This window comes from Lactobacillus sp. Sy-1 (assembly GCF_019303535.1).
In the GTDB taxonomy this organism is placed as follows: domain Bacteria; phylum Bacillota; class Bacilli; order Lactobacillales; family Lactobacillaceae; genus Nicoliella.
In genome coordinates this window covers 162,447-189,263 of record NZ_JACCIU010000001.1, presented here as the reverse complement: position 1 = coordinate 189,263, position 26,817 = coordinate 162,447, and the positions used below count along the sequence as shown (strand labels likewise).

Annotated in this window: 19 protein-coding genes, 2 tRNA genes and 3 rRNA genes; 16 read left to right on the top strand and 8 right to left on the bottom strand. The window is 40.1% G+C overall.

Annotation, left to right across the window (positions count from 1 at the left end; translation table 11 throughout):
* Positions 1 to 114 precede the first annotated feature (114 nt).
* The 6 genes from HZL42_RS00830 (at position 115) to HZL42_RS00805 (ending at position 6,662) form a co-directional block, all read left to right on the top strand.
* Positions 115 to 1,690 (top strand): 16S ribosomal RNA (locus tag HZL42_RS00830).
* Positions 1,691 to 1,778: 88 nt separating this feature from the next.
* Positions 1,779 to 1,852 (top strand) — tRNA-Ile (locus tag HZL42_RS00825).
* A 35-nt stretch (positions 1,853 to 1,887) separates the two neighbouring features.
* Positions 1,888 to 1,960, top strand: a tRNA-Ala gene (locus HZL42_RS00820).
* A 173-nt stretch (positions 1,961 to 2,133) separates the two neighbouring features.
* A 23S ribosomal RNA gene (locus tag HZL42_RS00815) occupies positions 2,134 to 5,048 on the top strand.
* Between the two features lie 71 nt (positions 5,049 to 5,119).
* Positions 5,120 to 5,236: ribosomal RNA gene (gene rrf / locus HZL42_RS00810) — 5S ribosomal RNA — on the top strand.
* Together the 16S, 23S and 5S rRNA genes with 2 tRNA genes alongside form the textbook arrangement of a ribosomal RNA operon.
* A gap of 154 nt (positions 5,237 to 5,390) precedes the next feature.
* Positions 5,391 to 6,662 (top strand): dicarboxylate/amino acid:cation symporter, encoded by a 1,272-nt coding sequence (locus HZL42_RS00805; protein ID WP_219053827.1) that lies wholly within the window; start codon positions 5,391 to 5,393, stop codon positions 6,660 to 6,662.
* A 522-nt stretch (positions 6,663 to 7,184) separates the two neighbouring features.
* Here the strand turns inward: HZL42_RS00805 and HZL42_RS00800 are convergent.
* The 3 genes from HZL42_RS00800 to zwf all read right to left on the bottom strand — a co-directional run bounded on the left by HZL42_RS00800 (position 7,185) and on the right by zwf (position 11,900).
* Complete coding sequence (locus HZL42_RS00800; RefSeq protein WP_219053826.1) at positions 7,185 to 8,729, bottom strand: multicopper oxidase family protein; 1,545 nt, start codon at positions 8,727 to 8,729, stop codon at positions 7,185 to 7,187.
* Between the two features lie 140 nt (positions 8,730 to 8,869).
* Complete coding sequence (gndA, locus tag HZL42_RS00795) at positions 8,870 to 10,294, bottom strand: NADP-dependent phosphogluconate dehydrogenase (protein ID WP_219053825.1); 1,425 nt, start codon at positions 10,292 to 10,294, stop codon at positions 8,870 to 8,872.
* Positions 10,295 to 10,424: 130 nt separating this feature from the next.
* Positions 10,425 to 11,900 carry a glucose-6-phosphate dehydrogenase gene (zwf, locus tag HZL42_RS00790; protein ID WP_219053824.1) on the bottom strand — a complete coding sequence of 492 codons (1,476 nt, stop codon included), beginning with the start codon at positions 11,898 to 11,900 and terminating at the stop codon, positions 10,425 to 10,427.
* A 277-nt stretch (positions 11,901 to 12,177) separates the two neighbouring features.
* On the opposite strand from zwf, the gene HZL42_RS00785 reads away from it, so the two are divergent.
* From HZL42_RS00785 to HZL42_RS00775, 3 genes are all read left to right on the top strand, one after another.
* A complete protein-coding gene (locus HZL42_RS00785; RefSeq protein WP_219053823.1) occupies positions 12,178 to 12,960 on the top strand; it encodes an Ig-like domain-containing protein in 783 nt (260 codons plus the stop codon).
* Between the two features lie 93 nt (positions 12,961 to 13,053).
* On the top strand, positions 13,054 to 14,229 hold the full coding sequence (locus tag HZL42_RS00780; protein WP_219053822.1) for an MFS transporter: 1,176 nt from the start codon (positions 13,054 to 13,056) through the stop codon (positions 14,227 to 14,229).
* Between the two features lie 54 nt (positions 14,230 to 14,283).
* Positions 14,284 to 15,510 carry a zinc ribbon domain-containing protein gene (locus HZL42_RS00775; RefSeq protein WP_219053821.1) on the top strand — a complete coding sequence of 409 codons (1,227 nt, stop codon included), beginning with the start codon at positions 14,284 to 14,286 and terminating at the stop codon, positions 15,508 to 15,510.
* 40 nt (positions 15,511 to 15,550) lie between these two features.
* Here HZL42_RS00775 and nrdI read toward each other — a convergent pair whose 3' ends face one another.
* Together nrdI and HZL42_RS00765 are read right to left on the bottom strand one after the other, a co-directional pair.
* Entirely contained in the window at positions 15,551 to 16,024 is a 474-nt protein-coding gene (nrdI, locus tag HZL42_RS00770) for a class Ib ribonucleoside-diphosphate reductase assembly flavoprotein NrdI (RefSeq protein ID WP_219282817.1), read from the bottom strand.
* A 72-nt stretch (positions 16,025 to 16,096) separates the two neighbouring features.
* Positions 16,097 to 17,470, bottom strand: a complete 1,374-nt coding sequence (locus tag HZL42_RS00765; RefSeq protein ID WP_255552512.1) for a hemolysin family protein — start codon at positions 17,468 to 17,470, stop codon at positions 16,097 to 16,099.
* Positions 17,471 to 17,645: 175 nt separating this feature from the next.
* Between HZL42_RS00765 and HZL42_RS00760 the strand changes: the two genes are divergently transcribed.
* From HZL42_RS00760 to HZL42_RS00745, 4 genes are all read left to right on the top strand, one after another.
* A complete protein-coding gene (locus tag HZL42_RS00760; protein ID WP_255552511.1) occupies positions 17,646 to 17,993 on the top strand; it encodes a hypothetical protein in 348 nt (115 codons plus the stop codon).
* A gap of 134 nt (positions 17,994 to 18,127) precedes the next feature.
* Complete coding sequence (locus tag HZL42_RS00755; protein ID WP_219053820.1) at positions 18,128 to 18,550, top strand: Hsp20/alpha crystallin family protein; 423 nt, start codon at positions 18,128 to 18,130, stop codon at positions 18,548 to 18,550.
* 175 nt (positions 18,551 to 18,725) lie between these two features.
* A complete protein-coding gene (locus HZL42_RS00750; RefSeq protein WP_219053819.1) occupies positions 18,726 to 19,958 on the top strand; it encodes an ammonium transporter in 1,233 nt (410 codons plus the stop codon).
* A gap of 81 nt (positions 19,959 to 20,039) precedes the next feature.
* A complete protein-coding gene (locus HZL42_RS00745; RefSeq protein WP_255552510.1) occupies positions 20,040 to 20,354 on the top strand; it encodes an SWEET family sugar transporter in 315 nt (104 codons plus the stop codon).
* Positions 20,355 to 20,428: 74 nt separating this feature from the next.
* Here the strand turns inward: HZL42_RS00745 and HZL42_RS00740 are convergent, their stop codons facing one another.
* On the bottom strand, positions 20,429 to 21,277 hold the full coding sequence (locus tag HZL42_RS00740; RefSeq protein ID WP_219053818.1) for an aldo/keto reductase: 849 nt from the start codon (positions 21,275 to 21,277) through the stop codon (positions 20,429 to 20,431).
* A gap of 130 nt (positions 21,278 to 21,407) precedes the next feature.
* On the opposite strand from HZL42_RS00740, the gene HZL42_RS00735 reads away from it, so the two are divergent.
* Together HZL42_RS00735 and HZL42_RS00730 are read left to right on the top strand one after the other, a co-directional pair.
* Entirely contained in the window at positions 21,408 to 23,756 is a 2,349-nt protein-coding gene (locus tag HZL42_RS00735; RefSeq protein WP_219053817.1) for an HAD-IC family P-type ATPase, read from the top strand.
* Between the two features lie 156 nt (positions 23,757 to 23,912).
* Positions 23,913 to 24,551: an HD domain-containing protein gene (locus HZL42_RS00730; RefSeq protein WP_219053816.1), complete on the top strand. Its 639-nt coding sequence runs from the start codon at positions 23,913 to 23,915 to the stop codon at positions 24,549 to 24,551.
* Here the strand turns inward: HZL42_RS00730 and HZL42_RS00725 are convergent.
* Positions 24,548 to 25,297 (bottom strand): hypothetical protein, encoded by a 750-nt coding sequence (locus tag HZL42_RS00725; protein WP_219053815.1) that lies wholly within the window; start codon positions 25,295 to 25,297, stop codon positions 24,548 to 24,550. The two genes, HZL42_RS00730 and HZL42_RS00725, sit on opposite strands and share 4 nt — an antisense overlap.
* Positions 25,298 to 25,299: 2 nt before the next feature.
* Positions 25,300 to 25,800, bottom strand: coding sequence for a Cys-tRNA(Pro) deacylase (gene ybaK / locus HZL42_RS00720; protein WP_219053814.1), 501 nt, complete (start codon positions 25,798 to 25,800; stop codon positions 25,300 to 25,302).
* A 118-nt stretch (positions 25,801 to 25,918) separates the two neighbouring features.
* Between ybaK and HZL42_RS00715 the strand changes: the two genes are divergently transcribed.
* Positions 25,919 to 26,641: a GntR family transcriptional regulator gene (locus HZL42_RS00715; protein WP_219053813.1), complete on the top strand. Its 723-nt coding sequence runs from the start codon at positions 25,919 to 25,921 to the stop codon at positions 26,639 to 26,641.
* The last annotated feature ends 176 nt before the right edge of the window (positions 26,642 to 26,817 follow it).

The following is a 26,817-nucleotide window of genomic DNA, read 5'->3' as shown; positions in this document are numbered from 1 at the left end:
ACAAAAATGTGTAAGGAACTTCATATTTAATATGAAGTACAAAAATCTTATGCGAAGTCAATTCGCTTAAAAGTAACAATATTTAAAGAAGAGCTAACGTTGAGCTTTTCATCTTAAGATGAGAGTTTGATCCTGGCTCAGGACGAACGTTGGCGGCGTGCCTAATACATGCAAGTCGAACGAACTTCCGTTAATGATAGTTGATGCTTGCATTAACTTGACTTAACATCGAAGTGAGTGGCGAACTGGTGAGTAACACGTAGGTAACTTGCCCTAAAGCGGGGGATAACATTTGGAAACAAGTGCTAATACCGCATAACAACAAAAACCGCATGGTTTTTGTTTGAAAGATGCGTTTGCATCACTTTAGGATGGACCTGCGGCGTATTAGCTTGTTGGTGGGGTAATGGCCTACCAAGGCAATGATACGTAGCCGACCTGAGAGGGTAATCGGCCACAATGGGACTGAGACACGGCCCATACTCCTACGGGAGGCAGCAGTAGGGAATCTTCCACAATGGACGAAAGTCTGATGGAGCAACGCCGCGTGAGTGAAGAAGGGTTTCGGCTCGTAAAACTCTGTTGTTAAAGAAGAACGGGTGTGATAGGAAATGATCACATCGTGACGGTATTTAACCAGAAAGTCACGGCTAACTACGTGCCAGCAGCCGCGGTAATACGTAGGTGGCAAACGTTGTCCGGATTTATTGGGCGTAAAGCGAGCGCAGGCGGTTTTTTAAGTCTGATGTGAAAGCCTTCGGCTTAACCGGAGAAGTGCATCGGAAACTGAGAAACTTGAGTGCAGAAGAGGACAGTGGAACTCCATGTGTAGCGGTGAAATGCGTAGATATATGGAAGAACACCAGTGGCGAAGGCGGCTGTCTGGTCTGTAACTGACGCTGAGGCTCGAAAGCATGGGTAGCAAACAGGATTAGATACCCTGGTAGTCCATGCCGTAAACGATGAATGCTAGGTGTTAGAGGGTTTCCGCCCTTTAGTGCCGCAGCTAACGCATTAAGCATTCCGCCTGGGGAGTACGACCGCAAGGTTGAAACTCAAAGGAATTGACGGGGACCCGCACAAGTGGTGGAGCATGTGGTTTAATTCGATGCTACGCGAAGAACCTTACCAGGCCTTGACATCTCCTGCAAAGCTAAGAGATTAGCCGTTCCCTTCGGGGACAGGATGACAGGTGGTGCATGGTTGTCGTCAGCTCGTGTCGTGAGATGTTGGGTTAAGTCCCGCAACGAGCGCAACCCCTATTATTAGTTGCCAGCATTCAGTTGGGCACTCTAGTGAGACTGCCGGTGACAAACCGGAGGAAGGTGGGGACGACGTCAAATCATCATGCCCCTTATGGCCTGGGCTACACACGTGCTACAATGGACGGTACAACGAGTCGCAAAACCGTGAGGTTAAGCTAATCTCTTAAAGCCGTTCTCAGTTCGGATTGCAGGCTGCAACTCGCCTGCATGAAGTTGGAATCACTAGTAATCGTGGATCAGCATGCCACGGTGAATACGTTCCCGGGTCTTGTACACACCGCCCGTCACACCATGAGAGTTAGTAATACCCAAAGTCGGTGTAGTAACCTCTTTTGAGGAGCAAACCGCCTAAGGTAGGACTGATGATTAGGGTGAAGTCGTAACAAGGTAGCCGTAGGAGAACCTGCGGCTGGATCACCTCCTTTCTAAGGAATAATTCGGAACCTTATGCAGTCATAGTTTTGTTTAGTTTTGAGAGGTCTACTCTCAAACTATTGGAACCACGCTTCTTTTGGGCCTATAGCTCAGTTGGTGAGAGCGCACGCCTGATAAGCGTGAGGTCGATGGTTCGAGTCCATTTAGGCCCATTATTAATCAAATTATTGGTTAGTTTAAATGGTATGGGGAATTAGCTCAGCTGGGAGAGCACCTGCTTTGCAAGCAGGAGGTCAGCGGTTCGATCCCGCTATTCTCCATTGGCACATTCGTGTCAAACTTGGTTCTTTGAAAACTAGATAATATTTTAATTTTTCCAAATTATTGAATTGTATTAAATACAATTTCAACCGAGAACACCGCGTTATTTTGAGTTTTTTATATTAGTTTATTCGTATTTACTCAATTAACCAAATACCACTTCGTGGTAATAGGTTAAGTTATTAAGGGCGCATGGTGGATGCCTTGGTACTAGGAGCCGATGAAGGACGGGACTAACGCCGATATGCTTCGGGGAGCTGTACGTAAGCTTTGATCCGGAGATTTCCGAATGGGGAAACCCAATGAACTTTATCGTTTATTATTCAATGACGAATTCATACTCATTGAAAGGCAGACGTGGGGAACTGAAACATCTAAGTACCCACAGGAAGAGAAAGAAAATTCGATTCCCTCAGTAGCGGCGAGCGAACGGGGAACAGCCCAAACCATTGAGTTTACTCAGTGGGGTTGTAGGACTGAACATTTGAGTTACCAAAGAATTAGATAGTCGAAAGATCTGGGAAGTTCTGCGACACAAGGTGATAGCCCTGTAGACGAAATCTAATTCCCTCAGTTCAGGATCCTGAGTACGGCAATACACGTGAAACATTGCCGGAATCCGGGAGGACCATCTCCCAAGGCTAAATACTCCCTAGTGACCGATAGTGAACCAGTACCGTGAGGGAAAGGTGAAAAGCACCCCGGAAGGGGAGTGAAATAGTTCCTGAAACCATGTGCCTACAAGCAGTTAGAGCCCGTTAATGGGTGATAGCGTGCCTCTTGCAGAATGAACCGGCGAGTTATGATAACATGCAAGGTTAAGATGAGAAGTCGGAGCCGTAGCGAAAGCGAGTCTGAATAGGGCGTTTGAGTATGTTGTGATAGACCCGAAACCAGGTGATCTACCCATGTCCAGGCTGAAAGTGTGGTAAAACACACCGGAGGGCCGAACCCGTGTACGTTGAAAAGTGCTGGGATGAGGTGTGGGTAGCGGTGAAATTCCAAACGAACTTGGAGATAGCTGGTTCTCTCCGAAATAGCTTTAGGGTTAGCCTTGGAGTCGAGAATCATGGAGGTAGAGCACTGTTTGGGTGAGGGGCCCGTCTTGGGTTACTAAATTCAGATAAACTCCGAATGCCATTGATTTATATCCAGGAGTCAGACGATGAGTGATAAGATCCACCGTCGAAAGGGGAACAGCCCAGACCACCAATTAAGGTCCCTAAATATATGCTGAGTGGAAAAGGATGTGGAGTTGCATAGACAACTAGGATGTTGGCTCAGAAGCAGCCACCATTTAAAGAGTGCGTAATAGCTCACTAGTCGAGTGATCCTGCGCCGAAAATTTACCGGGGCTAAGCATATTACCGAGATTGTGGACGTAACTTTGTTACGTGATAGGAGAGCGTTCTAAGGGCGATGAAGTCAGACCGTAAGGACTGGTGGAGCGCTTAGAAGTGAGAATGCCGGTATGAGTAGCGAAAGATCAGTGAGAATCTGATCCACCGAATGACTAAGGTTTCCTGGGGAAGGCTCGTCCTCCCAGGGTTAGTCGGGACCTAAGCCGAGGCCGAGAGGCGTAGGCGATGGATAACAGGTTGAGATTCCTGTACTAGTTAACTATGTTTGACCGATGGAAGGACGTAGGAGGCTAAACGTAGCATCCTGTTGGATATGGATGTTCAAGCACTAAGTCAGGTATTGAGTCAAATGCTTAATACCGGGTTGACAAGGTGTGATGAGGACCGAAATTTAGTAGGGAAGTCGTTGATGTCACACTACCGAGAAAAGTTTCTAGTTAGTAGTTAACTACCCGTACCGCAAACCGACACAGGTAGTCGAGGAGAGAATCCTAAGGTGAGCGAGTGAACTCTCGTTAAGGAACTCGGCAAAATGACCCCGTAACTTCGGGAGAAGGGGTGCTGCACTATGTGCAGCCGCAGTGAAAAAGCTCAGGCGACTGTTTATCAAAAACACAGGTTTCTGCAAAATCGTAAGATGAAGTATAGGGGCTGACGCCTGCCCGGTGCTGGAAGGTTAAGTGGATGAGTTAGCTTCGGCGAAGCCCAGAAACGAAGCCCCAGTAAACGGCGGCCGTAACTATAACGGTCCTAAGGTAGCGAAATTCCTTGTCGGGTAAGTTCCGACCCGCACGAAAGGCGTAACGATCTGAGCACTGTCTCAACGAGAGACTCGGTGAAATTGAGATACCTGTGAAGAAGCAGGTTACCCGCGACAGGACGGAAAGACCCCATGGAGCTTTACTGTAACTTGATATTGGGTGTTTGTATAGCTTGTACAGGATAGGTAGGAGCCATAGAAGTCGGAACGCTAGTTTCGATGGAGGCAATGGTGGGATACTACCCTCGCTGTATGAACACTCTAACCCGCACCACTGATCGTGGTGGGAGACAGTGTCTGGTTGGCAGTTTGACTGGGGCGGTCGCCTCCTAAACAGTAACGGAGGCGCCCAAAGGTTCCCTCAGAATGGTTGGAAATCATTCGACGAGTGTAAAGGCAGAAGGGAGCTTGACTGCGAGACATACAGGTCGAGCAGGGACGAAAGTCGGGCTTAGTGATCCGGTGGTACCGTATGGAAGGGCCATCGCTCAACGGATAAAAGCTACCCTGGGGATAACAGGCTTATCTCCCCCAAGAGTTCACATCGACGGGGAGGTTTGGCACCTCGATGTCGGCTCATCGCATCCTGGGGCTGTAGTTGGTCCCAAGGGTTGGGCTGTTCGCCCATTAAAGCGGTACGCGAGCTGGGTTCAGAACGTCGTGAGACAGTTCGGTCCCTATCCGTCGCGGGCGTAGGAAATTTGAGAGGAGCTGCTCTTAGTACGAGAGGACCGGAGTGGACATACCGCTGGTGTACCAGTTGTGCCGCCAGGCGCATCGCTGGGTAGCTATGTATGGATGAGATAAACGCTGAAAGCATCTAAGTGTGAAACCCACCTCGAGATGAGATTTCCCATTCCTTTATGGAAGTAAGACCCCTGAAAGATGATCAGGTAGATAGGCTGGAAGTGGAAGTGCAGTGATGCATGGAGCGGACCAGTACTAATTGGTCGAGGACTTAACCAAGTAAGGTAGTTCTCAGGGAAGAATAAAATATTATCTAGTTTTGAGAGAACGAAGTTCTCGCAGTTAAATAGTGTGGTGATGATGGCCAAAAGGATACACCTGTTCCCATGTCGAACACAGTAGTTAAGCTTTTGAACGCCGAAAGTAGTTGGGGGATCGCCCCCTGCAAGGATAGGACGTTGCCACGCAAACTAAAAGCATTCGTAATTAATTTTACGGATGTTTTTTTGTATAAATAATCACCATTTATGCATAATTAACGATTATTTATGATAAAATGGAATAAACCTTTGTAAATTAAATATACATAATTTACAGTTAATATATGAGAAGAGGATTATTATGAAGAGATTTAAGCTCACAATTGGCTGGCAAATAATGATTGGTTTATGTTTAGGAATTATTCTAGGAATTGTATTTTATCAAAATAAAACTGCAATTACTGCGATGTCCAACATTGGAACCATGTTCATTAATTTGATTCAGATGATCGTACTACCCATTGTGGTTTCTTGTTTAACTGTTGGAATTGCAAGCATGGGGGATATTAAAAAGTTAGGTCGAATTGGTGGTAAAACCATTATCTACTTTGAAGTCATGACTACGATTGCAATTGCATTAGGATTAGTGGTTGCTAATCTTGCCCATCCAGGTGACTTTATTAATATTCATGCACTGAAGGGTGAGGATATTAGTAAGTACGTATCAACTGCCAACGCAGCTAAGGAAAGCGGTGGCTGGGGAACCGTGATGAACTTGATTCCTACTAATATTTTTAAGTCATTAAGTGATGGAAATATGATGCCGGTAATTGTATTTTCAGTATTCTTTGGACTAGGAACTGCGGCAATCGGAGAACGTGGTAAAATTATCGTTGATTTTTTAACCGCTGTCTCTGAAGTTATGTTTAAGGTTACAAACTGGGTAATGAGTTTAGCCCCGATTGGAGTATGTGCATTAATTGGTGCAACGCTTGCTCAAATGGGAGTTGGGGCACTGGCTCCGTTAAGTTACTTTGTATTCTTAGCTTATGCAACAATGGTAATATTTATCATTGTCTTTATGGGAATTGCTGCTAAATTATTTGGATTTAGTCTTAAAAATCTATTGTTTGTGATTAAAGATGAAATTGTACTAGCTTTTTCTACCGCTAGTTCGGAAGCAACACTACCTAGATTAATTGATAAAATGCAAAAATTTGGGGTAGATAAATCGATTGTTTCATTTGTGATCCCAACTGGATATACATTTAACCTAGATGGTTCAGCAATTTATCAATCATTAGCAGTTATTTTCTTAGCTCAGGCATATAATATCCACCTATCCATTGGTCAACAAATAATGGTATTATTAGTGTTAATTATTACGTCTAAAGGAATGGCAGGAGTACCGGGAGCATCATTTGTAGTGCTGCTAGCAACTGTTTCAACTGTTGGAATTCCAGTAACGGGATTAGCATTTATTGCCGGAATTGATCGATTGGTTGATATGGGGCGGACTGCTGTTAATGTGGTTGGCAATTCATTAGCCACTGTAATTATAGGTAAATCAGAAAAAGAATTTAATCGGGAACAATCAGATCAATATGTAAAACAGTTTCTGCCAAATAAGTAAAATAAAAAAAGACCTTTAAATTTACTTTGAAGGTCTTTTTAGATAAAAATGTTAAATTAAAATTTAATATCGAATTAAATTGTTGTTCAGTACCTCCCCAAGTGGTTCCCCACAAGGTAAAGCATCATAAGCAACGTGATTACCTTTTCAATTATAAGTACGTCAATACCCTGGAATAATTGAAGATACCGAGATAATCAACAACAACTAATTTTCCTACATACACGCTTCACAACTGTTTTAACCAGCGATTACTGGATAATTACTTCTTCATATTGAAAAAGATTGATTAGATTAAAACAATTAAATTAATGTTTTTTCGGGAAAATCGGTCGTCATCAATTATCTACCATGAAAGCTCCTTGGCGATTTATGAAATGACGTCAACTTTCCCATCATCGACTCACTCGTCGCTCCAGGATCAAATGTTAATTCTGTCATTTTTTTCACCTCCGAAATTAATATCTTCTTTTCCATCAATAAATAATATAATACATATAAAATTAATTGTCAAACATTTAATTACATTTTCATATTCATTTTATGGTAAGATTCCATCCCACCTAGATTGAGGTCTTCCATTTTAACACCCCGTTCCTTCGCAAAGGCGCTCATTAGTGTATGGTGATCCATTAATGGTTGTGGTAATTCATCCGGATGTTTTGGATCAGGAACTTCAAATTGAAGCATCATTCCACCATCTTCATGTTCAATAATGTGGCAGTGATACATAAAGACCCCAACACATGGGAACCAAACTTTAAGCCGGACGGTTTCACCAGGGTCAACTTCAATTGTGTCCTTAAGACCCAGTTCATTTGGATGGGGCGCCTTTCCATTTCTAGAAATGACCCTGAACACACACCCGTGCATATGGTAAGGATGCAACATTCCCCCTTCCATATCATTGGAGTTTGTAACGTCCCAGTATTCAACGTTATTTAACTTAGTCTTAGTATCGATTCGGCTCATATCAAATTTTTTACCATTAATGGCAACCGATTCATCCATTCCGGACATAACGACCTTCCGAATTGGTGCATCGGGAGTGATTTCTGGATCGGGAATGGTAGTAGTCAACGTGTCAGGAATCTTAGTGTCATCCTTAGCAAATTCGTGAATTCTGAAACGGACAATTGGCACATCATCAGAATATAGGGCAACCTCATCACCAGGTTTGTATTGGCCAAAATCAACAACAAATTCCATTCTTTCAGCACAGCCGATTAATACCTTAGTAAAGTCAACTGGATGGGGTAATAGGCTTCCATCACCAGCAATTTGGGTTAATTTAAGATCATCATCAAAATGAAGGCGCCATTCACGACGATTAGCACCATCTAATACTCTGAAGCGAACTTTTTGAGTGGTTACATCAAAGTAGGGGTTAATTGTTCCGTTAATCATTGGAGTAGGACCAGCGACACCATCTGGATCGTAGTCTGCCTGGTAATCCCATTGATTATTTTCATGGAACCGCCGGTCTTGAAGAATCAATGGAATATCATCGACACCGTAGTTTCTTGGGAGGGGTAGTTTAGCTTCCTCTTCATCTTTAACTACGACTGCAGTTGCAAGACCGTGCCAAACCTGTTCAGCAGTTGATGGACAGGGGTGAGCATGCATCCAAAGCGTAGCTGCAGGTTGGTCAATATCAAAATCAATTTGCTTGGTTTCACCAGGATAAACTGGGGTATGACAACCACCATCTGCAACGCCAGGAATTACAGAGCCATGCCAATGGTATGTAGTAAGTTCAGGTAGTTCATTTTTTAGGGTAATGTGGATGTGCTTACCACGTTTAAAAATAATGGTTTTACCTAGAAGGGGGGCGTTATATCCCCAGGTCTTAGTTTTTTGTCCGGGAAGTAATTGAACTTCCCCGGTCTGTGAAACAACAGTGTAGTACATATCAGTATCAGTTTCTTTGTCTGGAGTTAATATTTCAGGAATATTTAATTTCTGTTGGGGAACCTTTGGCTCTTCTAACGGAACATACCCACCATCTTGGGTGTCGTAGTCTTCCTTACTATAGAAATAATCAGTAAATAATTGTCTTTCACTCATATTGATCATCCTTTCAATTTATATTCACTTATATATTACACCGATTTAAATCGAAATTAATTTATAATGCTTATAAATTAATAAAAAATAAAAAAAGAAATACCGATGACGGTATTTCTTCTTAAATTCATAGTTAAATTTTATTGTTCCTTGTACCATGGGTAGTGGAACGTACCTGGACGATCTACACGCTTGTAAGTGTGAGCACCGAAGTAGTCACGTTGAGCTTGTAGTAAATTAGCAGGAAGAACTTCAGTTCTGTATGAATCGTAGTATGCTACAGCTGCTGAAAGGGTAGGTACTGGAATACCAGCCTTAGTAGCAAGTGCAACAACTTCACGAGCTGAGTCTTGGTACTTCTTAGCAATGTCAGTAAAGTAAGGGTCTAATAGTAAGTTAGTTAACTTAGGATCCTTTTCAAAGGCATCAGTAATGTTTTGTAAGAATTGTGCACGAATGATACAACCTTCACGCCAAATTTGAGCTAATTGACCAAACTTGAGATCCCAGTCATAGTTTTCGGAAGCAAAACGTAATTGTTCGAAACCTTGTGCGTAACTCATAACCTTACCGAAGTAAAGTGCTTCACGAACCTTTTCAACAAGTTCTTTCTTATCAAAGTCTAACTTGAGACCTGGCTTTGGAAGAATCTTTGAAGCAGCAACTCTTTCATCCTTAAGCATTGAGATGAAACGAGCGTAAACTGATTCAGTGATAACTGATTGAGGAACACCTAATGCTAAAGCATCTTCTGAACTCCACTTACCAGTACCCTTGTTAGCACCTTCATCTAGGATTAAGTCAACGATTGGCTTACCTGAACCAAGGTCATCCTTACGGCTTAAGATATCACCAGTGATATCGATTAGGTAACTGTTAAGTTCACCCTTGTTCCATTCCTTAAAGATGTTTGAAAGTTCATCAATATCGATTCCAGCAACCCGACGTAAAATGTCATAACTTTCATCGATTAATTGTTCATCACCGTATTCAATACCGTTATGAACCATCTTTACGTAATGACCTGCACCGTTAGGTCCGATGTAAGCAACACAAGGCTTGCCATCTTCAGCTTTAGCAGCAATCTTTTCCAAGATTGGGGCAACTAAGTCATAGGCTGACTTTTGACCACCAGGCATCAATGATGGACCGTGCAATGCACCAAGTTCACCACCGGAAACACCCATTCCGATAAAGTTAATACCGGACTTATCTAGACGAGCATTACGAGCCATAGTATCGTGGAAGTTAGTGTTACCACCATCGATTAAAACATCACCCTTATCAAGAAGTGGTAATAATTCATCGATAACAGCATCAGTAGCCTTACCAGCTTTAACCATGATAAGAATCCGACGTGGAGTTTCAAGTGATTTAACGAAATCTTCCACAGAGTAACTTGGAACTAACTTCTTGTCACTATGATCCTTCATAACTTCTTCAGTTTTTGAACCAGTACGGTTATAGATACCTACAGTGTAGCCGCGGCTTTCAATGTTAAGGGCAAGGTTTTTACCCATAACAGCCATCCCAACAACACCAATATTTGCTTTTTGATCAGCCATTGAAATAAACCTTCCTTTATAAAAGAATTCATCAAGTAACGTAAACGCTTACTTTGATATTATTATTTATTTTAATACAATTCTATTTTAACATTTAGAGCGTTAAAAGTGAATTAACTTATGCAAATCATTAATCTTCAGCTCTGAATGCCCAATTTCGTCCGGAACGAGTGAGCAATTCTTCAGCAGCCTTAGGCCCCATTGTCCCTGGAGTGTAGTTAGGGAAATCAGCCTTAGTACTGTTCCAAAGCTTTTCAATTTGATCAACGAACTTCCATGCTTGACCAACTTCAGCCCAACTAGCAAAGTTAGTGTGATCACCCTTCATTGCGTCGTTGATTAGGCGTTCGTATGGAAGTGGCACTTCCTTCATTTCAGCATCAGTGAGATCATGGGTAAACTTGAAACTGTCAGTTGTGTAACCTTGACCGACATGCTTTTTGTTTAATTGCATTTCAAATCCAGAATCAGGTTCGATCTTAATGGTAATTACACTAGGTACTAATTGAGGATCGGTCCCGTTAGCACGTGCAAAGTCATCAAGCGCAGGTTTTTTGAATACCACGTCAATCCGAGCGAACTTATCAGCTAATAACTTTCCAGTCCGAACGTAGAATGGTACGCCAGCCCAACGATTGTTTTGGAATTCAAGCTTTCCAGCAACGAATGTTTCGGTGTTGGAATCCTCTGGGACGTTGTCTTCGTGACGGTAGTCCTTTTGGGCCCCCTTAGCACCGTATTGACCACGAACGAAGTTCTTAGCCACTTCTTCTTCGTCGTAAATGTGAAGGGATTGAAGGGCCTTAACCTTTTGCGCACGGATTTCAGTATCCTTGTACTTGTTAGGTTCATCCATTGCCAATAGGCTAAGGATTTGCATAATGTGGTTTTGCACCATATCACGTAGGGCACCGGAAGTGTCGTAATAGCCAGCTCGTTCACCAACCCCCATGTTTTCAGCAAGGGTAACTTGAACGTTATCAATGAACTTGTTGTTCCAAACTGATTCAATCATTGGGTTTCCAAAACGAAGGGCGGCAATGTTTTGAACCATTTCCTTCCCTAAGTAGTGGTCAATTCTAAATACTTGATCTTCGTCAAAAGCAGAACTTAGTGAATCGTTTAATTCTTGAGCTGACTTAAAGTCATGACCAAATGGTTTTTCAATAATTAAACGGTTAAAGCCATTATCTGAGAAAACATCTTGTTGCTTTAAGTTGTTAGCAACCAAGCTGAAGAAGCGAGGAGCTAATGAGATGTAGAAAATTCGGTTACCTTTTAGTCCGTACTTAGCATCTAATTGATCTGCTAATCCCTTTAATACCTTGTAGTGTTCAGGATTAGTAACATCGTGTGCCTTGTAGTAAAAATGACTAGCAAAGTCACTTACTTGTTGATCATTTTCAGCAGCGCCTTTAACTGAATCGGAAACAACGGAACGAAATTTATCGTCATCCCATTCTCTTCTACCAGTACCGATTAATGCAAAATGTTCCTTAATTTCTCCCTTTTTATATAAATTGAAAAGGGCAGGATACAACTTCCGTGAAGCTAAGTCACCAGTTGCACCAAAAAGCGTTAGCAAAGCAGTTTGTTCAGTTGCCAATACTGTCACACTCCCTAGATTTAAATTATAAATTCAATATTTATCATACAGAATACACGTTGCTTATTATATACCACATGTAAAATCAAAGAAAGGGTTTACACTGATAATATGTAAACGCTATCTTTCTATAATTTAACAATTTTAAATTAATTAAATTTACATAATATAATGGCGATTTTAATTATTTTTATTGCTATTAAGTGAAAAAATGATTAATATAGATGTAACTAGATTTTTAATGATATCGAATAATTATGGTAAAAGGAGAAACACTATGAAAAAATCATTATTATTTACAATTGGTACATTCGTACTTGCAGCGTTTACACTGGGCGCTGGAGTAAATGCTGCCAAGGTCAACACCAAGACACCATCACTTAAGGTGCCAAATGTTACTACCTCTGACACCACGATTTCTGGAACCGCTACTAAGAACGTAAATGTTTACGTTAAGCTAAATAACAGTAAGAAGGTTGCTTCAACTACTTCTGACAGTAAGGGAAAGTACACGATTAAGCTTCCTAAGAAGTATTCTGTAAATACTAAATTATATGTCTATGCACAGGCTGATAACTCTTACAACTACTTCTATCGAATTGTAACGGTTAAGAGCGCTTCAACTACTAGTTCAAGTAGCGCTAGCAGTAGTGCCGCAACTGCTAGTTCAGCCACTAGTTCTTCAAGTTCATCCAGTAGCTCCAGTAGCGCAACCACGGCCAAGGTAAGTGACTTGATGGGTAGTTGGAAGTCCAGTGCGAGCGGTAAGTATACTCAGCTCTGGGAATTCGATAACGATACTGGATTTAATCAAACCCTTTACAAGAACAAGACTTACGATAGTAAGTTACTTAACAACGCCGTGTTCAACATTAAGAAGGTTGACGGTAAGGTGATTACTTTAACTTATCGTGGAAAGGGTGTTAGTAAGACTAGTACCATGTACATTCGGCTAGTAAGTAAGAATAAGTTCTACCTAGTTACTAGTGATAATAAATTAGCTAGCGTTAAGGTTGGAAATGCACCAACTGCTACCTACTCATTTACAAAGGTTAAGTAATGATTGTTTGACTTTTGTGGCCACTCCAGTAAGTACTGGAGTGGTTTTTTTGTTAAAATTAATTTCACCTAACGATAGAAATGGAGTGATAAGATGGCAAAACCAAAAGAAGTGGGGATGAAATCAGTTCTGGTTTATACCACCCTTTTAAATGCAGGATCATCATGTTTATGGCCGTTAACTACAATGTACATGCATGATTATTTACATCGTTCTTTGACTGAGTCAGGGTTGATTCTCTTTTTGATGTCGATGTTTATGATTCTAGGGAATTACGTCGGCGGTTTCTTGTTTGATCACTGGTCTGCATATAAGACGGCACTGATTAGCATTTTAATTTCCACGGTTTCAATTATATTATTAATCTTTTTTCATGGTTGGCCAACGTTTGCCATTTTGTTGGTTGTTCATGGCTTTGGTGATGGGGTTAGCTTAACTTTAATCAATTCTTATGCATCAACGATTAAATCCAAAAGCCCACGGTACGTTTTTAATACGCTATACGTTGGTTTAAACATTGGGGTGGTTTTAGGAACTGCAATGGTTGGCTACCTACTAAAGTATGGAGTAACTACAGTGTTTACTGTAACGGCTGGTTTTTACTTAATTTTATTATTGATGGCCATTCGGCTATTCAACATTGACTTTACTGGCTATGATCATAATCGACAGGTCAAAAGTTCTGATGAGACCAAATCTAAAACAATGGGCTTATTATTAGCCATCTGCTTTTTGATTTTTAGTATTTACTTAATCTATGCCATCTGGGAAAGTGTAATGCCAATTCATATGACCCAGCTTGGAATGTCATTTGAAGAATACAGCTCTGTTTGGACGGTTAATGGACTTATGATTGTATTTGGACAAACGATTGTTAGTAAAATTGGACGAAAGTTTGCAATTGATCGCCAAATTGCGGTTGGGATTTTTATTTTTGGGCTCGCATTTTTATTCCTGGTCTTTGACCGAAGCTACATTAGTTTCATTTTAACGATTGCCTTCTTAACGATTGGCGAGATGATTGGGTTTCCAGACTTGCCAGCCTGGATTGATTCGTTAGCTAGTGATTCACAAAAGGGACTCTACCAATCTTTTTTCAGCATTTCAATGTCCCTGGGACGTGCAATTGGGCCTCTTTATGCGGGTGCATTCGTTGAATACTTGAATTATAATTCGTTATTTATCTTCTCGTTTATTTTAATTGTGGTTGCAATTTGGTTGGTTTTATTTAGAAACCAAATTTTAAAACGGAATGAGAAATCTGAATAATTATAGTATAATTAATCTATCTATAGTCTTTTTAGTAGGGGGGAGGGATAGTCAATGGTTACTAAGCAACGGGTTGCATGCCCACGGTGCGGACATAATAATGACATTGAAAACGTTTTTTGCGACTACTGCGGATTTAACTTAAAGCAGTACTTTAATAGTGGCAAGGATGATGATGAGTTTACTAAGTCTGAATTATATGAATTTAATAATTTTAAACCACGGCTTGAAGAATACAGTAGATCCAATCTCGATCCTAAAAAAATTGACTTAGACTTTAAGACGTTTAAGAACAAAAAAGCATGGGCATTTGCAACGGTTGCATTAGTCCTGATTGTTGGCGGATATAGCTATGGCCATTATTACTATTCAAGATCAGCTACTTTAAATCGGGTAGTTAAAAGTGTTACCAATTATAATTCGAACCACTATTTTGTTTCTCAATATAATCATCAGGATTCTACCAAATTAGTAGATGGTTACTTTAGATCAAACCCCAAACTAGTTGAAAACTTAAAAAAAGAATTAAATTCTAGAAACCATACTAGTGATGGTTTCTTTACATATCAAAAGACTGGAACCCATTTTGGCATTTTTCCGAAGTATCAAGTGGTGATTAATAATGATTTAATTACTAAACATACTTATGCGGTTAAAATTAAAACGAAACCTTATGCGGTAATAATGCTAAATGGGAAGGTATTAAGCTATGCTGATTCTGATGGGAATTATAATCTAAATCACTTAACTAGTGATGAAATATACATTAACGCAAAGTATCAAGAATCGAATCAGGGGATTACCACTAAGCCGATTAAAATTACCCCTAATGATAATAAGCAGCAGATTACGTTACTTGGAACTGAGCCCCAAATTGGCTCGCGGCTACTTACCAGTGCTAGTGCTCAGTCAACACTCGAAGAGATGTACGCCAGGGTTCGTGAATTAACTAATCGGGGGAATGTTAAAAATGACTTAGCAAGTTTCTTTATTGGTGGTGACGAAAACCGTTTTTATCAAAGCATTCATCAACTTGGCCTTATCTTCCAACAGAATGGTTCCACTTCTGACTATGAACCACAGGTGAAAAGTTTGACTCGCACTTCCACTAATCAATACGAGGTTAAGTATAATTTGACCTACCGTTTTGACAACGGAAAGCGAGTTCATATCCAAACGTTTGAAACGATTGCGGTGATGCAACGTGAAAATGGCAAGTATCAGATTCTTTCAGTCATTTCTAGTGGGACTCCCATCAAGGATACCCACTATCAAAAATAAAAGATTTACCGGCATTTAATGTCAGTAAATCTTTTTTCGTTTATTCATCTTGAACGGCCTTGATTCGATTGACCATGCTGTTATAAATTCTTTCTACGTCTGCTGAATTACCACGTAACTCGTAGTTATTCAAGTAGGGGAATCCATAATCATGGGCATATCTTTTAGCGGTAAGACAGTACTGCTCATTAAAGTTTTTATTGCCGCTCCCAATGATACCAAGACATTTGGTGTGATTATCACCATAGCCGATGTATTCCCCTAGCGAATTAGTCATTAATTCCTTGACGCCATTATCGATTCCATTTCCACCATTTAAGTAGGTGGGGACGAATGCGAAGTATGGATCTGGTTCTTCAGCTAGGTCGGTAACGTCACTAATTTCAACCGGTTTAAATAGTGGTAAATTAGGATCATTAGCATTTTGTTGCTTGGCATAGTCAACCAGTGAGTCCATAAAACTACGGGTGTTACCACTAATTGAAATGAAGCGGGCTTGAATTGTTTTCAATATTATCACGGTCCTTATTTAAAAATGAAATAAAAAGCTAACGAATTCAAAATTCAGTTAGCTTTTTAAGATTTGTTATTTGTTTGTTTCGCCTTTTTTAACCTTATCTAGGGTCGATTCTTGAATCTTAGGCTTGGCTTCGTTTAAGTTAGTAACTTCAAACCAGTTAATGAATGAGTTTTCATAATCTAAAATCTTAAATTCGAAGTTTACAATCTTAATTACCTTGCCAACCTTTAAATCATCGTAATTATCAATGATGAAACCAGCAATCGTAACAATATCGGACTTATCGAAGGCCTTGATATCGGTATTAAAGTACCGTTCAAAATCATAGGTGGTTAGCTTACCATTAACTTGATAGGTTCCCTTAGGCTGCTTGAAGATGAACTCATTCGTCGCTGGATCAATTTCGTCGCGGACGGTTCCAAATAGTTCTTCGTAAATATCCTTATCTGTGATAATTCCGGAAGTCCCCCCGTATTCATCAACAACAACAACGATGGGAGCCCGATTTTTGATCATTTGTTGAAGGACTTCTGTAATGGGAGTCGTTTCCGACGTGGTGGTAATATCACGAAGAAGTCTATCAATACCAATATTAGGATCCACTCTTGATTGACGAACCAAGTCATAATTATAAACGTAACCTAAAATTCGGTCCTTGTCGCCATTGGCAACCACTGGGACCCGACTGAATTTCATTTGAAGATAAAGGCGTAACCCCTGTTTTACAGTGGAGTTAATATCTAAAACGACTAGTTGGGTTCGGTCAACCATGATGTCACGAGCAACCTTGTCGTTTAAATCAAACGCCCGTTGCATGTAAAGATAATCATTTTTTTCCAGTTCTCCGGATTGAACGGCATTTTTAGAAAGCATTAAAATTTCGTTTTGTGAGTAAGTATCGTCATTTTCATCTGCCATCTTAATTCCCATCATCTTAACAACTGCTCCAGCAGAAGCATTTAGTAGCCAAACGAATGGGTAAAACATCGTGTGCAGATAGTGAAGTGGACCAGCAACGATGTCTAACATCTGTCGTGGCTTATCAGTACTAAGGTTCTTTGGAACCACTTCAGTAAAGACCACTTCTAAGTAAGTTAGTAATCCAACCCCGATAATAACACTAATTCCCCGTGCGGATGATTCATTGATATGAACGAGATTCAAAACATCTGATAAGAGGTGATCGATGAAAGGTTCACCAATCCACCCCAAGATAATTCCGGCAAGTGAAACACCCACTTGGGTGGTGGATAAATAATCATTAAGGTGCGTAACCATGTAAATTTGACGGTCTAACTTCTTAGGATTACCCTTTCCATTAGATTTGTCGTCTTCCAAGGAGCTAAGGCGGGTCTGAACCAACGCAAATTCACTTCCAACGGAAAATGCGGCAAAGAAAAATGTAAACAGAATAATTATTAATTGTATCCCACTAGACAATAAGGTTCCCTCATTTCTGAATCTAAGTATATATTTATATAATTGTTTCTATTATACAGCTAAAATATGAAGATTTAAATTAAATATGATATTACGAACCGCTTTTCTTAACTAATTACTACAATAGTGCTACATTAGAGACGTATAAATAATTTAACGATTAGGGGGAATTGTTATGGCAGATCAAAAAAATGACAACCTAACAGAAGATGAAAAACGAGAAGCTGAAATGAGGTTTGAAGATAGCGACATTCAAAAGGGAATCGATCTAATTGAAAGCCAAGGCTACATTACTAAGAAGGACTTTCCTAAGATGAAGGATGACGTTTGGGCGGTTGCATTCGAAAAGAACCTTGACGTTAAGTTCCGGGATGAAGATAGCGATGATCCATACCTTTACGTTGAAAAATTTGACTTTGTCGGTGGAAACATCGATAGCATTATTTTTGATATGGATAAGGTTCCTAATCGTGATGCAGCATTGAAAAAGTTAGCTGAAGCCACTGGTCAAAAAATCGGTTAATTTTAGCACTGTTAATATTAGAGTGCTAAATGTTTGAATTCTGAAATAAACATACTATCATAGATAATGTAATTAAGGTTACGAGATAATCAATTACAAATAAACAATTTAATGACAAAAGGAGTCTTATGATTATGACAAACGATTTAAGAAATGTTGATGCTGCTTTGGATCCAATGGATGCGTTCTTTGGGAACTTCGGTAAGAGCTTCTTATCTTCTGTGTCAGGTAATCAAATGAAGACTGATGTTGTTGAAAATAATGATAACTATGAAGTTGATTCAGAATTACCAGGTTTTAAGAAAAATGACATTAAGCTAGATTATAATGATGACACACTTAGCGTTCACGCTGTTCATGATTTAACCAAGGAAGATAGTGACAAGCAAGGTAACGTCTTGCGCCGTGAACGTTCTTCAAGTAATGTTGCGCGTTCGTTCTACATTCCTGGTATTGATGACTCTAAGATTTCTGCCAGCTACGATGGTGGAATCTTGAAGATTACCTTACCAAAGCGCGTTAACGATAAAAAGAATACGCATATCGAAATTCAATAATTAAATTCAGTTAAATTAAGCGGGTTGTTAGCCAATTAATGGTTAGTAATCCGCTTTTATGTTACTTCTTGTAACATTACCATTGAATTCCTTAAATTTTTTATTAGATTAGTGGTGCTAAATCAAAAAAATGGTGTTATAATATCTAACATAAAGAAAAAGGATGTGGATTGTGATGAGTTTAGGAAGTACGGTCTTTGTATTGATTTCTGCAATACTAGTGTTATTAATGACCCCCGGGTTAGCATTTTTCTATGGTGGTTTAGTTTCCAAGAAGAATGTTGTTAATACTATGTTCTTAGTTTTCATCATGACTGGAATGGTTGCCTTAATGTGGGTGATCTTTGGTTATGGATTTTCATTTGTTGGAAACGGAGCATTTATTGGAGACTTCAAGCACTTCTTCTTAAGTGGGCTTGATTTGAACTCCCTTCAGCCAACGAAAATTCCAACTGGGGTTTACATGTTATTCCAGATGATGTTTGCGGTAATTACCCCAGGATTATTTATTGGGGCAATTGTTGGAAGAACTAAAATGAAGTTTATTTTACTATTTATCTTTGTTTGGTCAATTGTTGTTTACTACCCAATGGTACATATGGTTTGGAGTCCAACCGGATTCTTAGCTAAGATGGGTACCCTTGATTTTGCAGGGGGAACTGTTATTCACATTAACGCAGGGGTTACTGCGTTCGTGTTAGCTAAGTTGATTGGGAAGCGACTCAATTATGGCAAGAAGATTCAAGCTTACAGTGTTCCGTTAGTTTTGATTGGGACTACGCTCCTTTGGATTGGGTGGTACGGATTTAATGCTGGATCAGCATTAGCAATGAACGACGTTGCAATGCAAGCAGCAGTTACCACTACGGTAGCAACTGGGGCTTCCATGATGACCTGGTTCTTCATGGATGTGATTTTCAACAAGCAGGCTAGTTTGATGGGGGTTTGTACAGGAACCCTTTGTGGGCTAGTTGGAATTACCCCCGCAACTGGATTTGTAACCGTTGCTGGAGCATTCTGGATTGGAATTATTGCTACGATTGCTAGTTTTGCATTCATTAATTACGTTAAACCACGGATTCAACTGGATGATACTTTAGATGCATTCGGTTGTCATGGAATTAGCGGGATGGTTGGCAGTATTGCTACTGGACTATTTGCAACTAAGCTTGCGAACCCATCAATTGCTGATAACGGTTTATTCTACGGTGGCGGTGCTCACCAAGTGCTAGTTCAAATTGGCGCAACCCTATTTACAATTGTATTCGTTGCAATTGCAGCGTTTGTTATTGCTAAGTTAGTAGGATTAATTACACCAATGAGAGCGACCGCAGAAGAAGAAGAACAAGGAATGGATCTTACTGACCACGGTGAAGTTGTTGACGATTCAGTGCACATCAAACAATAGCTATTTCAGCCCAATGGGAAATTATGTTATAATTAAACTATATATGATTTAAACTTGTTTCCCAGAGGGGAGGATTATTACTTGAAAGTAGACAACTATGTCCCAAAAGACAAGCGCAAGCAGGTCTCTGAAAAAAAGGTTAAGCGGCTAAAAATGTTGAGTAAGGTAGCAATCGTTACCTGTTCACTAATGTATATTTTTTATTTCCCCCAGATTATCTCTAATCTAAATGGGCAGCCTGGTTCACCAATTCAATATGCGATTGCGACAATTAATGCATCCCTTTGGGTTTACTATGGATGGGCTAAGACATACCGTGATTGGCCACTAATTATTTCGAATATTCCGGGAGTTATTTTTGGATTAATAACTTTCATTACAATTTATATTCACTAATTAAAAAAACGATTCAGCACCTTCAATGGTTGCCGAATCGTTTTTTAGTTTAAGCGGTCTAAAAAGACATCTTTTTAATGGTACTGGTGTTCCAATTCGTACACTAATTCTGGATCATCACCAGTTCTTTGGTTCTTATTTAGTTCGTTAATTAATTTCATTTCTTCATCTGAGAGGGTAAAGTCGTAAATGTCAGCATTTTGTTTTACCCGTTCTGGTTTGTTGGACTTAGGAATGATTGCGACACCACGTTGTAAGTGCCATCTTAAAATTACCTGAGCGGTTGACTTATCATGAGCAGCCCCAATCTTTGCAATGACTGGATCATTTAGGACTGCTCCGCGCCCGAGGGGACTCCAGGCTTGGGTTAAAATGCCGGATTGCTTATTGAAATCAACCATTGTTGGTTGACTTAGGTAGGGATGGTCTTCAATTTGATTTACAACTGGCATCTCTCGAGCTTGGGTTTTAAGGAATTCCAAGTGGGTCCGGTGGTAATTGCTGACCCCAATGGATCTGATCTTGCCAGCAGCCTTAGCATCTTCTAATGCGCGCCAGGTATTGAAAAATTCAGAATGAATTGGCCAGTGAATTAATACGAGGTCAAGATAATCAGTTTGAAGTCGGCTAAGGGATTCATCCACGGCTTTAAGGGTGGAATCATAACCCTGTTTTGGTTCCGGAATTTTAGTAGTGATGAAGACGTCACTCCGGTTTAAACCAACGTTTTTGATGGCTTGGCCTAAAACCGCTTCATTCCCATAAAATTGGGCAGTATCAAACAAGCGGTAGCCCACCTCATAAGCCATTTTGATTGCAGCATCCATATCATCTTGTTCATTAATTTTATAGGTTCCAAATCCCTCCATTGGAATTTCGTTCCCATCACTAAGCTTAAAAGTATCTCTAATTGAATTTACCATCAAGCAACCTCCTTTGATTTCATAAGAATATAATAAGACCAATGCTTTTATAATCGCAAACATTTTCACCTAAGTGTTAATATATTATACAATAGGTATTAGTAAATACTATTAGGAAGGGTGGTCATCTATGGCTATCGATTGGCGTCAGGTTGATGCTGATCGCGGATTAACCGCAGATCAAGTTAAATCAAGAATTGAAGCTGATGAAATCAATCATTCGCCCAAGACCCTTACGAAGAGTGTCTGGGCAATAATTAAAATTAATACGTTTACGTTATTTAATTTAATTAACGTGGTTTTAGCAGCGTTTGTTATTTACACCGGAAGTTATAAGAACTTATTATTTTTGGTGGTTGCAGTAATTAATACTGTAATTGGATCGTTTCAAGAAATTCGGTCAAAACGTCAAATCGATAAAATGACCCTATTGTCAAGAGATAAGACATCTGTTGTTCGGGATGGCCAGTTAGTTACAATTGATCCCGACCAAATCGTGGTTGGGGATGTAATTGAGCTGTCACGGGGGAGTCAAGTGCCCGTTGATGGAATTGTGTTGACTACCAGCGCCTTAGAAGTGGATGAATCCCAAATTACTGGTGAATCCGACTCCATTTCAAAACAAGCGGGCGATGAAATTACCTCCGCTAGTTCAGTCGTAAGTGGAAGTGCCAAGATGGTTGCCGTTAAGGTTGGTCGGAAGTCGTTTGTGAACCAGATTTCTGCAGTGGCGAAGGATGATGGCGATTCCAATGGTAAGATGCTTAAGACCATTAATAAAATTATTCAAATTCTAACTTTTATTATTATTCCACTGGGAATCATTCTATTCACTTCCAAGATTTTACGGGGAAGTGATATTAATAACGCAATTTTAGGAACTGTTGCTTCCGCTACTGGAATGATTCCAGAAGGGCTGGTGCTACTATCCTCCATGACCCTGGCGGTTTCAGCAATGAAGCTAGCTCGAAAGCGAGTGTTAGTCCGGAACCTTCCGGTAATTGAAACGCTGGCTCGGGTCGATACGATTTGTTTGGATAAGACCGGGACGATTACCAGTGGGCAACTAGCATTTGAAAAGTTAATTCCGTTTGCAGGGCATTCAACTGATGATTTAAAGACCATGGTGGGGGCAGCCGTTCACAGCATTGGTGATGATAATGAAACTGCAACGGCGTTAAAGGCCGCAATGCCTAACCCAGGGTGGCAGGCAACTGAAGTGCACCCATTCTCATCCGCGCGGAAGTGGAGTGGGGCTTCATTTGATAATGGAAGTTACATGGTTGGAGCCCCCCAATTCGTGGTTGATCAATTAACCAGTGATCAAGCAGCTCAGGTTAAGAAGTACGCCTCACAAGGAAATCGGGTGCTTGCGATTGCTAAAGCTGACCGGTTTGATGGCGAACATCCGGTTAATCCACAGATTATCGGGTTGATTTTAATCTCAGACGTGATCAGACCTAATGCTGAACAAACATTGAAATTTTTTGCTTCACAAGACGTTGATATTAACGTGATTTCTGGTGATGATCCGGTTACCGTTTCAAGCATTGCCCGGCGGGTTCAGATTAAGGATGCCGATAAGTACATTGATATGTCGACCGTGGGTGAAAATCCTGATTACAATCAGTTAACAAAGCAATACACTGTTTTTGGCCGGGTGACACCAAACCAAAAGCAGAGTTTAATCAAGGGTTACCAAGAGGATGGACATACGGTTGCGATGACTGGGGATGGAGTTAATGATATGCCAGCATTGAAGCAATCTGACTGTGGAATTGTAATGGCTTCCGGAAGCGAAAGTGCAAAGAGTATTGCTAACTTCGTTCTGATTGATTCAAACTTCGATTCAATGATTGATGTTTTAAAAGAGGGTCGACGGGTAATTAATAACATCGGGAGTGTGGCTTCGCTATACTTAATTAAGACAATCTATTCCACGATTTTAACGTTGCTATTTATCTTTGCGACCCATGATTATCCATTTCTTCCAATCCAGTTAACCCCGATTTCTACGTTCATGATTGGGATTCCATCGTTTATTTTGGCGTTCGAACCTAACTACCAACGGGTAACGAACCAGTTTACCGCTAAAATTATTGATGTTGCTGGACCGACTGCAATTAGTATCGTGATTTACATTTTAGCGATTCTCTTTGCCGCTCGGGAATGGCCAATGAGCTATGCACAAACTTCTACCCTAAGTGTTCTAGCAACTGGGGTTTGTTGTTGGATTGCATTGATTATGGTTTCACATCCATTAAATTTATTTAAGTCATTGGTAGTGGCAGGAACCGGGTTGATTTTCCTATTTACGTTTATCATGGTTGGGAAGTTCTTCTCGTTGGTTTCAATTTTTGTTAGCCCACTTTGGGTAGTGGCACTATTGATTGTCCTAACTGCCTATCCGTTAATTTTAGCGATGCAGTGGCTCCGGGCTAGATTGGCATTGCTGGTTCCTAAACGCAAAGTTAGTTAACGCTGACGATTTCAAACTGAATGAATAAAAAAAGCAATCGATTCGGCTAATTGCCGAGTCGATTGCTTTTCATTTTGAATGGGTATAACTTATAAAATAATAATTCTAGTATGTTAAAATTAGGAATATTTATTATTGAGAAGGAATGAGCAAAAAATGGAAATTGCTTTTGATCAAGTTGCACCATACGTAAAAAGTCAGATGCAAAACGACCACACCGGGCACAACTATGACCATATTGAAAGGGTCGTTAATAACGTCCAATCAATTTTAGTTAATGAATCTCGTGCTAATGCGTTAGTTGCGCTCACAGCTGCTTATATGCATGACTTAATTGACGATAAACTTTTTGAAAACCCCGGCAAGCAGATTGCAATCGTTAAATCAAAGCTGCAAGAATGGCATTACTCTGGCGATAAAATTGATGCAATCATGGATATAATTGAACATATGTCATTTAGTAAAAACCTTGATTACCATTACGAATTATCAGTTGAAGGGCAAATCGTACAAGATGCTGATCGATTAGACGCCATTGGAGCAGTTGGGATTGCCCGGGCTTTTTATTATGGTGGCCACGTTGGTGAAAAAATGTATGACCCTGGATTAAAGCCACGAACCGAGTTAACCCAGGATGAATATCGAAATCCTACCACCATTGTTAATCATTTTTACGAAAAATTGCTGAATATAAAAAATAGTTTAAACACCGATACAGCTCGTGAAATGGCTCGGGTTCGCCAAAAGGTAATGCAAGAATTTTTAACTGAATTTAAGGTTGAGTGGGGCAATTAACGATTGGTAATGATCCTGATTAAACCGTTACTCAATAGGGTCACCACTAATGAAAAGAACATGATTCCATTAAACGTGGTGCTTACATTATGCAGCCAGGCTAAATATGCTGGAGCGACCCCTAAGACAGTCGCAAAGCTCGATGTAAAGATGGTAATTCCAACAATTACGATTAGCCCAAATTTAATGTTGCTAAGGTCGGCACTGCTAAGGTCGAATCCACCAATTGAAATTGAACTGGCAATGAAGATTAATCCGATTAACTTCCAAATCGATTCGAGTGTGAAAATGCCGACCGGGAACCTTAGGTTAGGCAGGGTGTTAAAGCTGGTAATGATTTGAGGTTCTAAAAGCCAGGTGGTGAACATTAATGCTGCTGCACACCCAAAAATGGGAGCAATCCCAATGAATAGATTGCCCATTCTTTGATAACTACTTTGGGGGTTGAAAGTATGGTTAACGTACCCCAATGAATTATCATCATTACCCCTGGGAACGTGTAGCAGTCTAAAGCTAGTGATTTTATGCCCGAAGATAATTGCAATTATTAGGTGGCTAAATTCATGAATGATAATCCCAATTCCACCAAAGATGATTTGCCCATGAATGCCATAACGGTCCGCAATCAATTGTTTACAGCTATGGCTAATTCGCCGGAGGGTAAAAATTAACAGGAATGGGAATAAAATCAAATCAATTAGTGCCGTTAAGTTAGTATGAAGTAGCGTTTGACCTAAATTATTCATCGCTAGTCATCCGTTGCAATGTCCGCAAATTCAGCATGCACTAGGTTCTTTAGGTCGGTTGCGTTAATTTCAACTGACCGACCAATTTTTCCGGATGATACTAGAATTGAACCTTGCTGTTCTGCTGACGCATCAATGTAGATTGGGTATTCGAATTTTTCCCAAATTCCAATTGGGGTGTTAGCGCCGTGTTCATAGCCAGTGGTTTTTTCAAGGTCCCTTAATGGAACCATATTCACCTTTTTATTTCCAGAAACCCGGGCTAATTCCTTTTCGTTGAGGTGCTTATCGAGTGGCACCACCCCCACGACAGGACCAGTGGTTTTACCACTAAGGACTAGCGTTTTGTAGACCCGATGCTCATCCACTTCACCGTGGTTAACATCTAATTGAGCGACGTCACCTTGCATGTGCGTTTCAAATGCGAATTGTTTATAATCAACCTTCGCCTTATCTAATATTTTTTCGACGAGGGTCTTTTTTAACTTTGATTTTTTAGACATAGTAAGACCACCTTTAACTATATTTTAGCATAACCGCTTTTCATTTTTTAAAAAGTAGTTGAGATTCTGTTATACTAGAAATGACATGATTAAACGGACGTTTTCGAGGAGTAGTGAAATGGCAGATTTAGTTTATCATAAAGTGATGCAGGATTTAAAAGCACGAATTAGTCGAAATGAATTTCCTAATAACCGATTGCCAGATGAACGTTCTTTGAGCGAATCCTACGGGGTTAGTAGAAGCTCAATTAAACGAGCACTAGCTTTTCTCGCAGATCAGGGAATTATTTTTAAGAAGCGGGGCTCTGGAACGTTTGTTAACCCGCTATATATGAAGTCTAAAACCATTTTTCACTATGATGGTTCTAACATTGGAATTACCGATAGCATGGAAAGCATGGGGGAAACCCCTCAAATTGATTTGCTCGATTTCAAAGTGGTTCCAGCTAGTAAGGAACTTGAACAGGACCTCTTTTTGGAAGATGATGACTTTGTTTACGAAATTAAGCGGCTACGATCATTTGGTGATCAGCCGTTTATGATTGAGACGGGATACATTCCAATTAGAATTACCCCGAAGTTGACTAAGCAAATTGTATCTGGTTCAATCTTTAATTATTTAGAAACAGAAATTGGCAAAACGGTCACTCGGTCATTTATGTCAATCATGGCAGCGCCATCGACAAAAGAAGACCAAAGACTATTAGGCCTGAAACCAAATGAACCAGTGGGAATCATGGAGGGAATTTTCTTCCTCGATGATGGGACGCCATTTGAGTTCTCAAATATGCGCCTTCATTATAAATATTTGAAGTACAATACTTTTGTTCAAATCACTTAAGAAAAGTTAATAATTTAAATAAAAGATTGGACTATTTAACCGTTTTCATTCATAATATACGTAACAATTAAAAGTCTACTTTTAAATTGGTGCGTATCAATTTGCAAAAAGGTTGACTTTTGATTTAAATCTATTATCATAGTGATTGTAAATAAAATTAGCTGTTTTGGTTAATT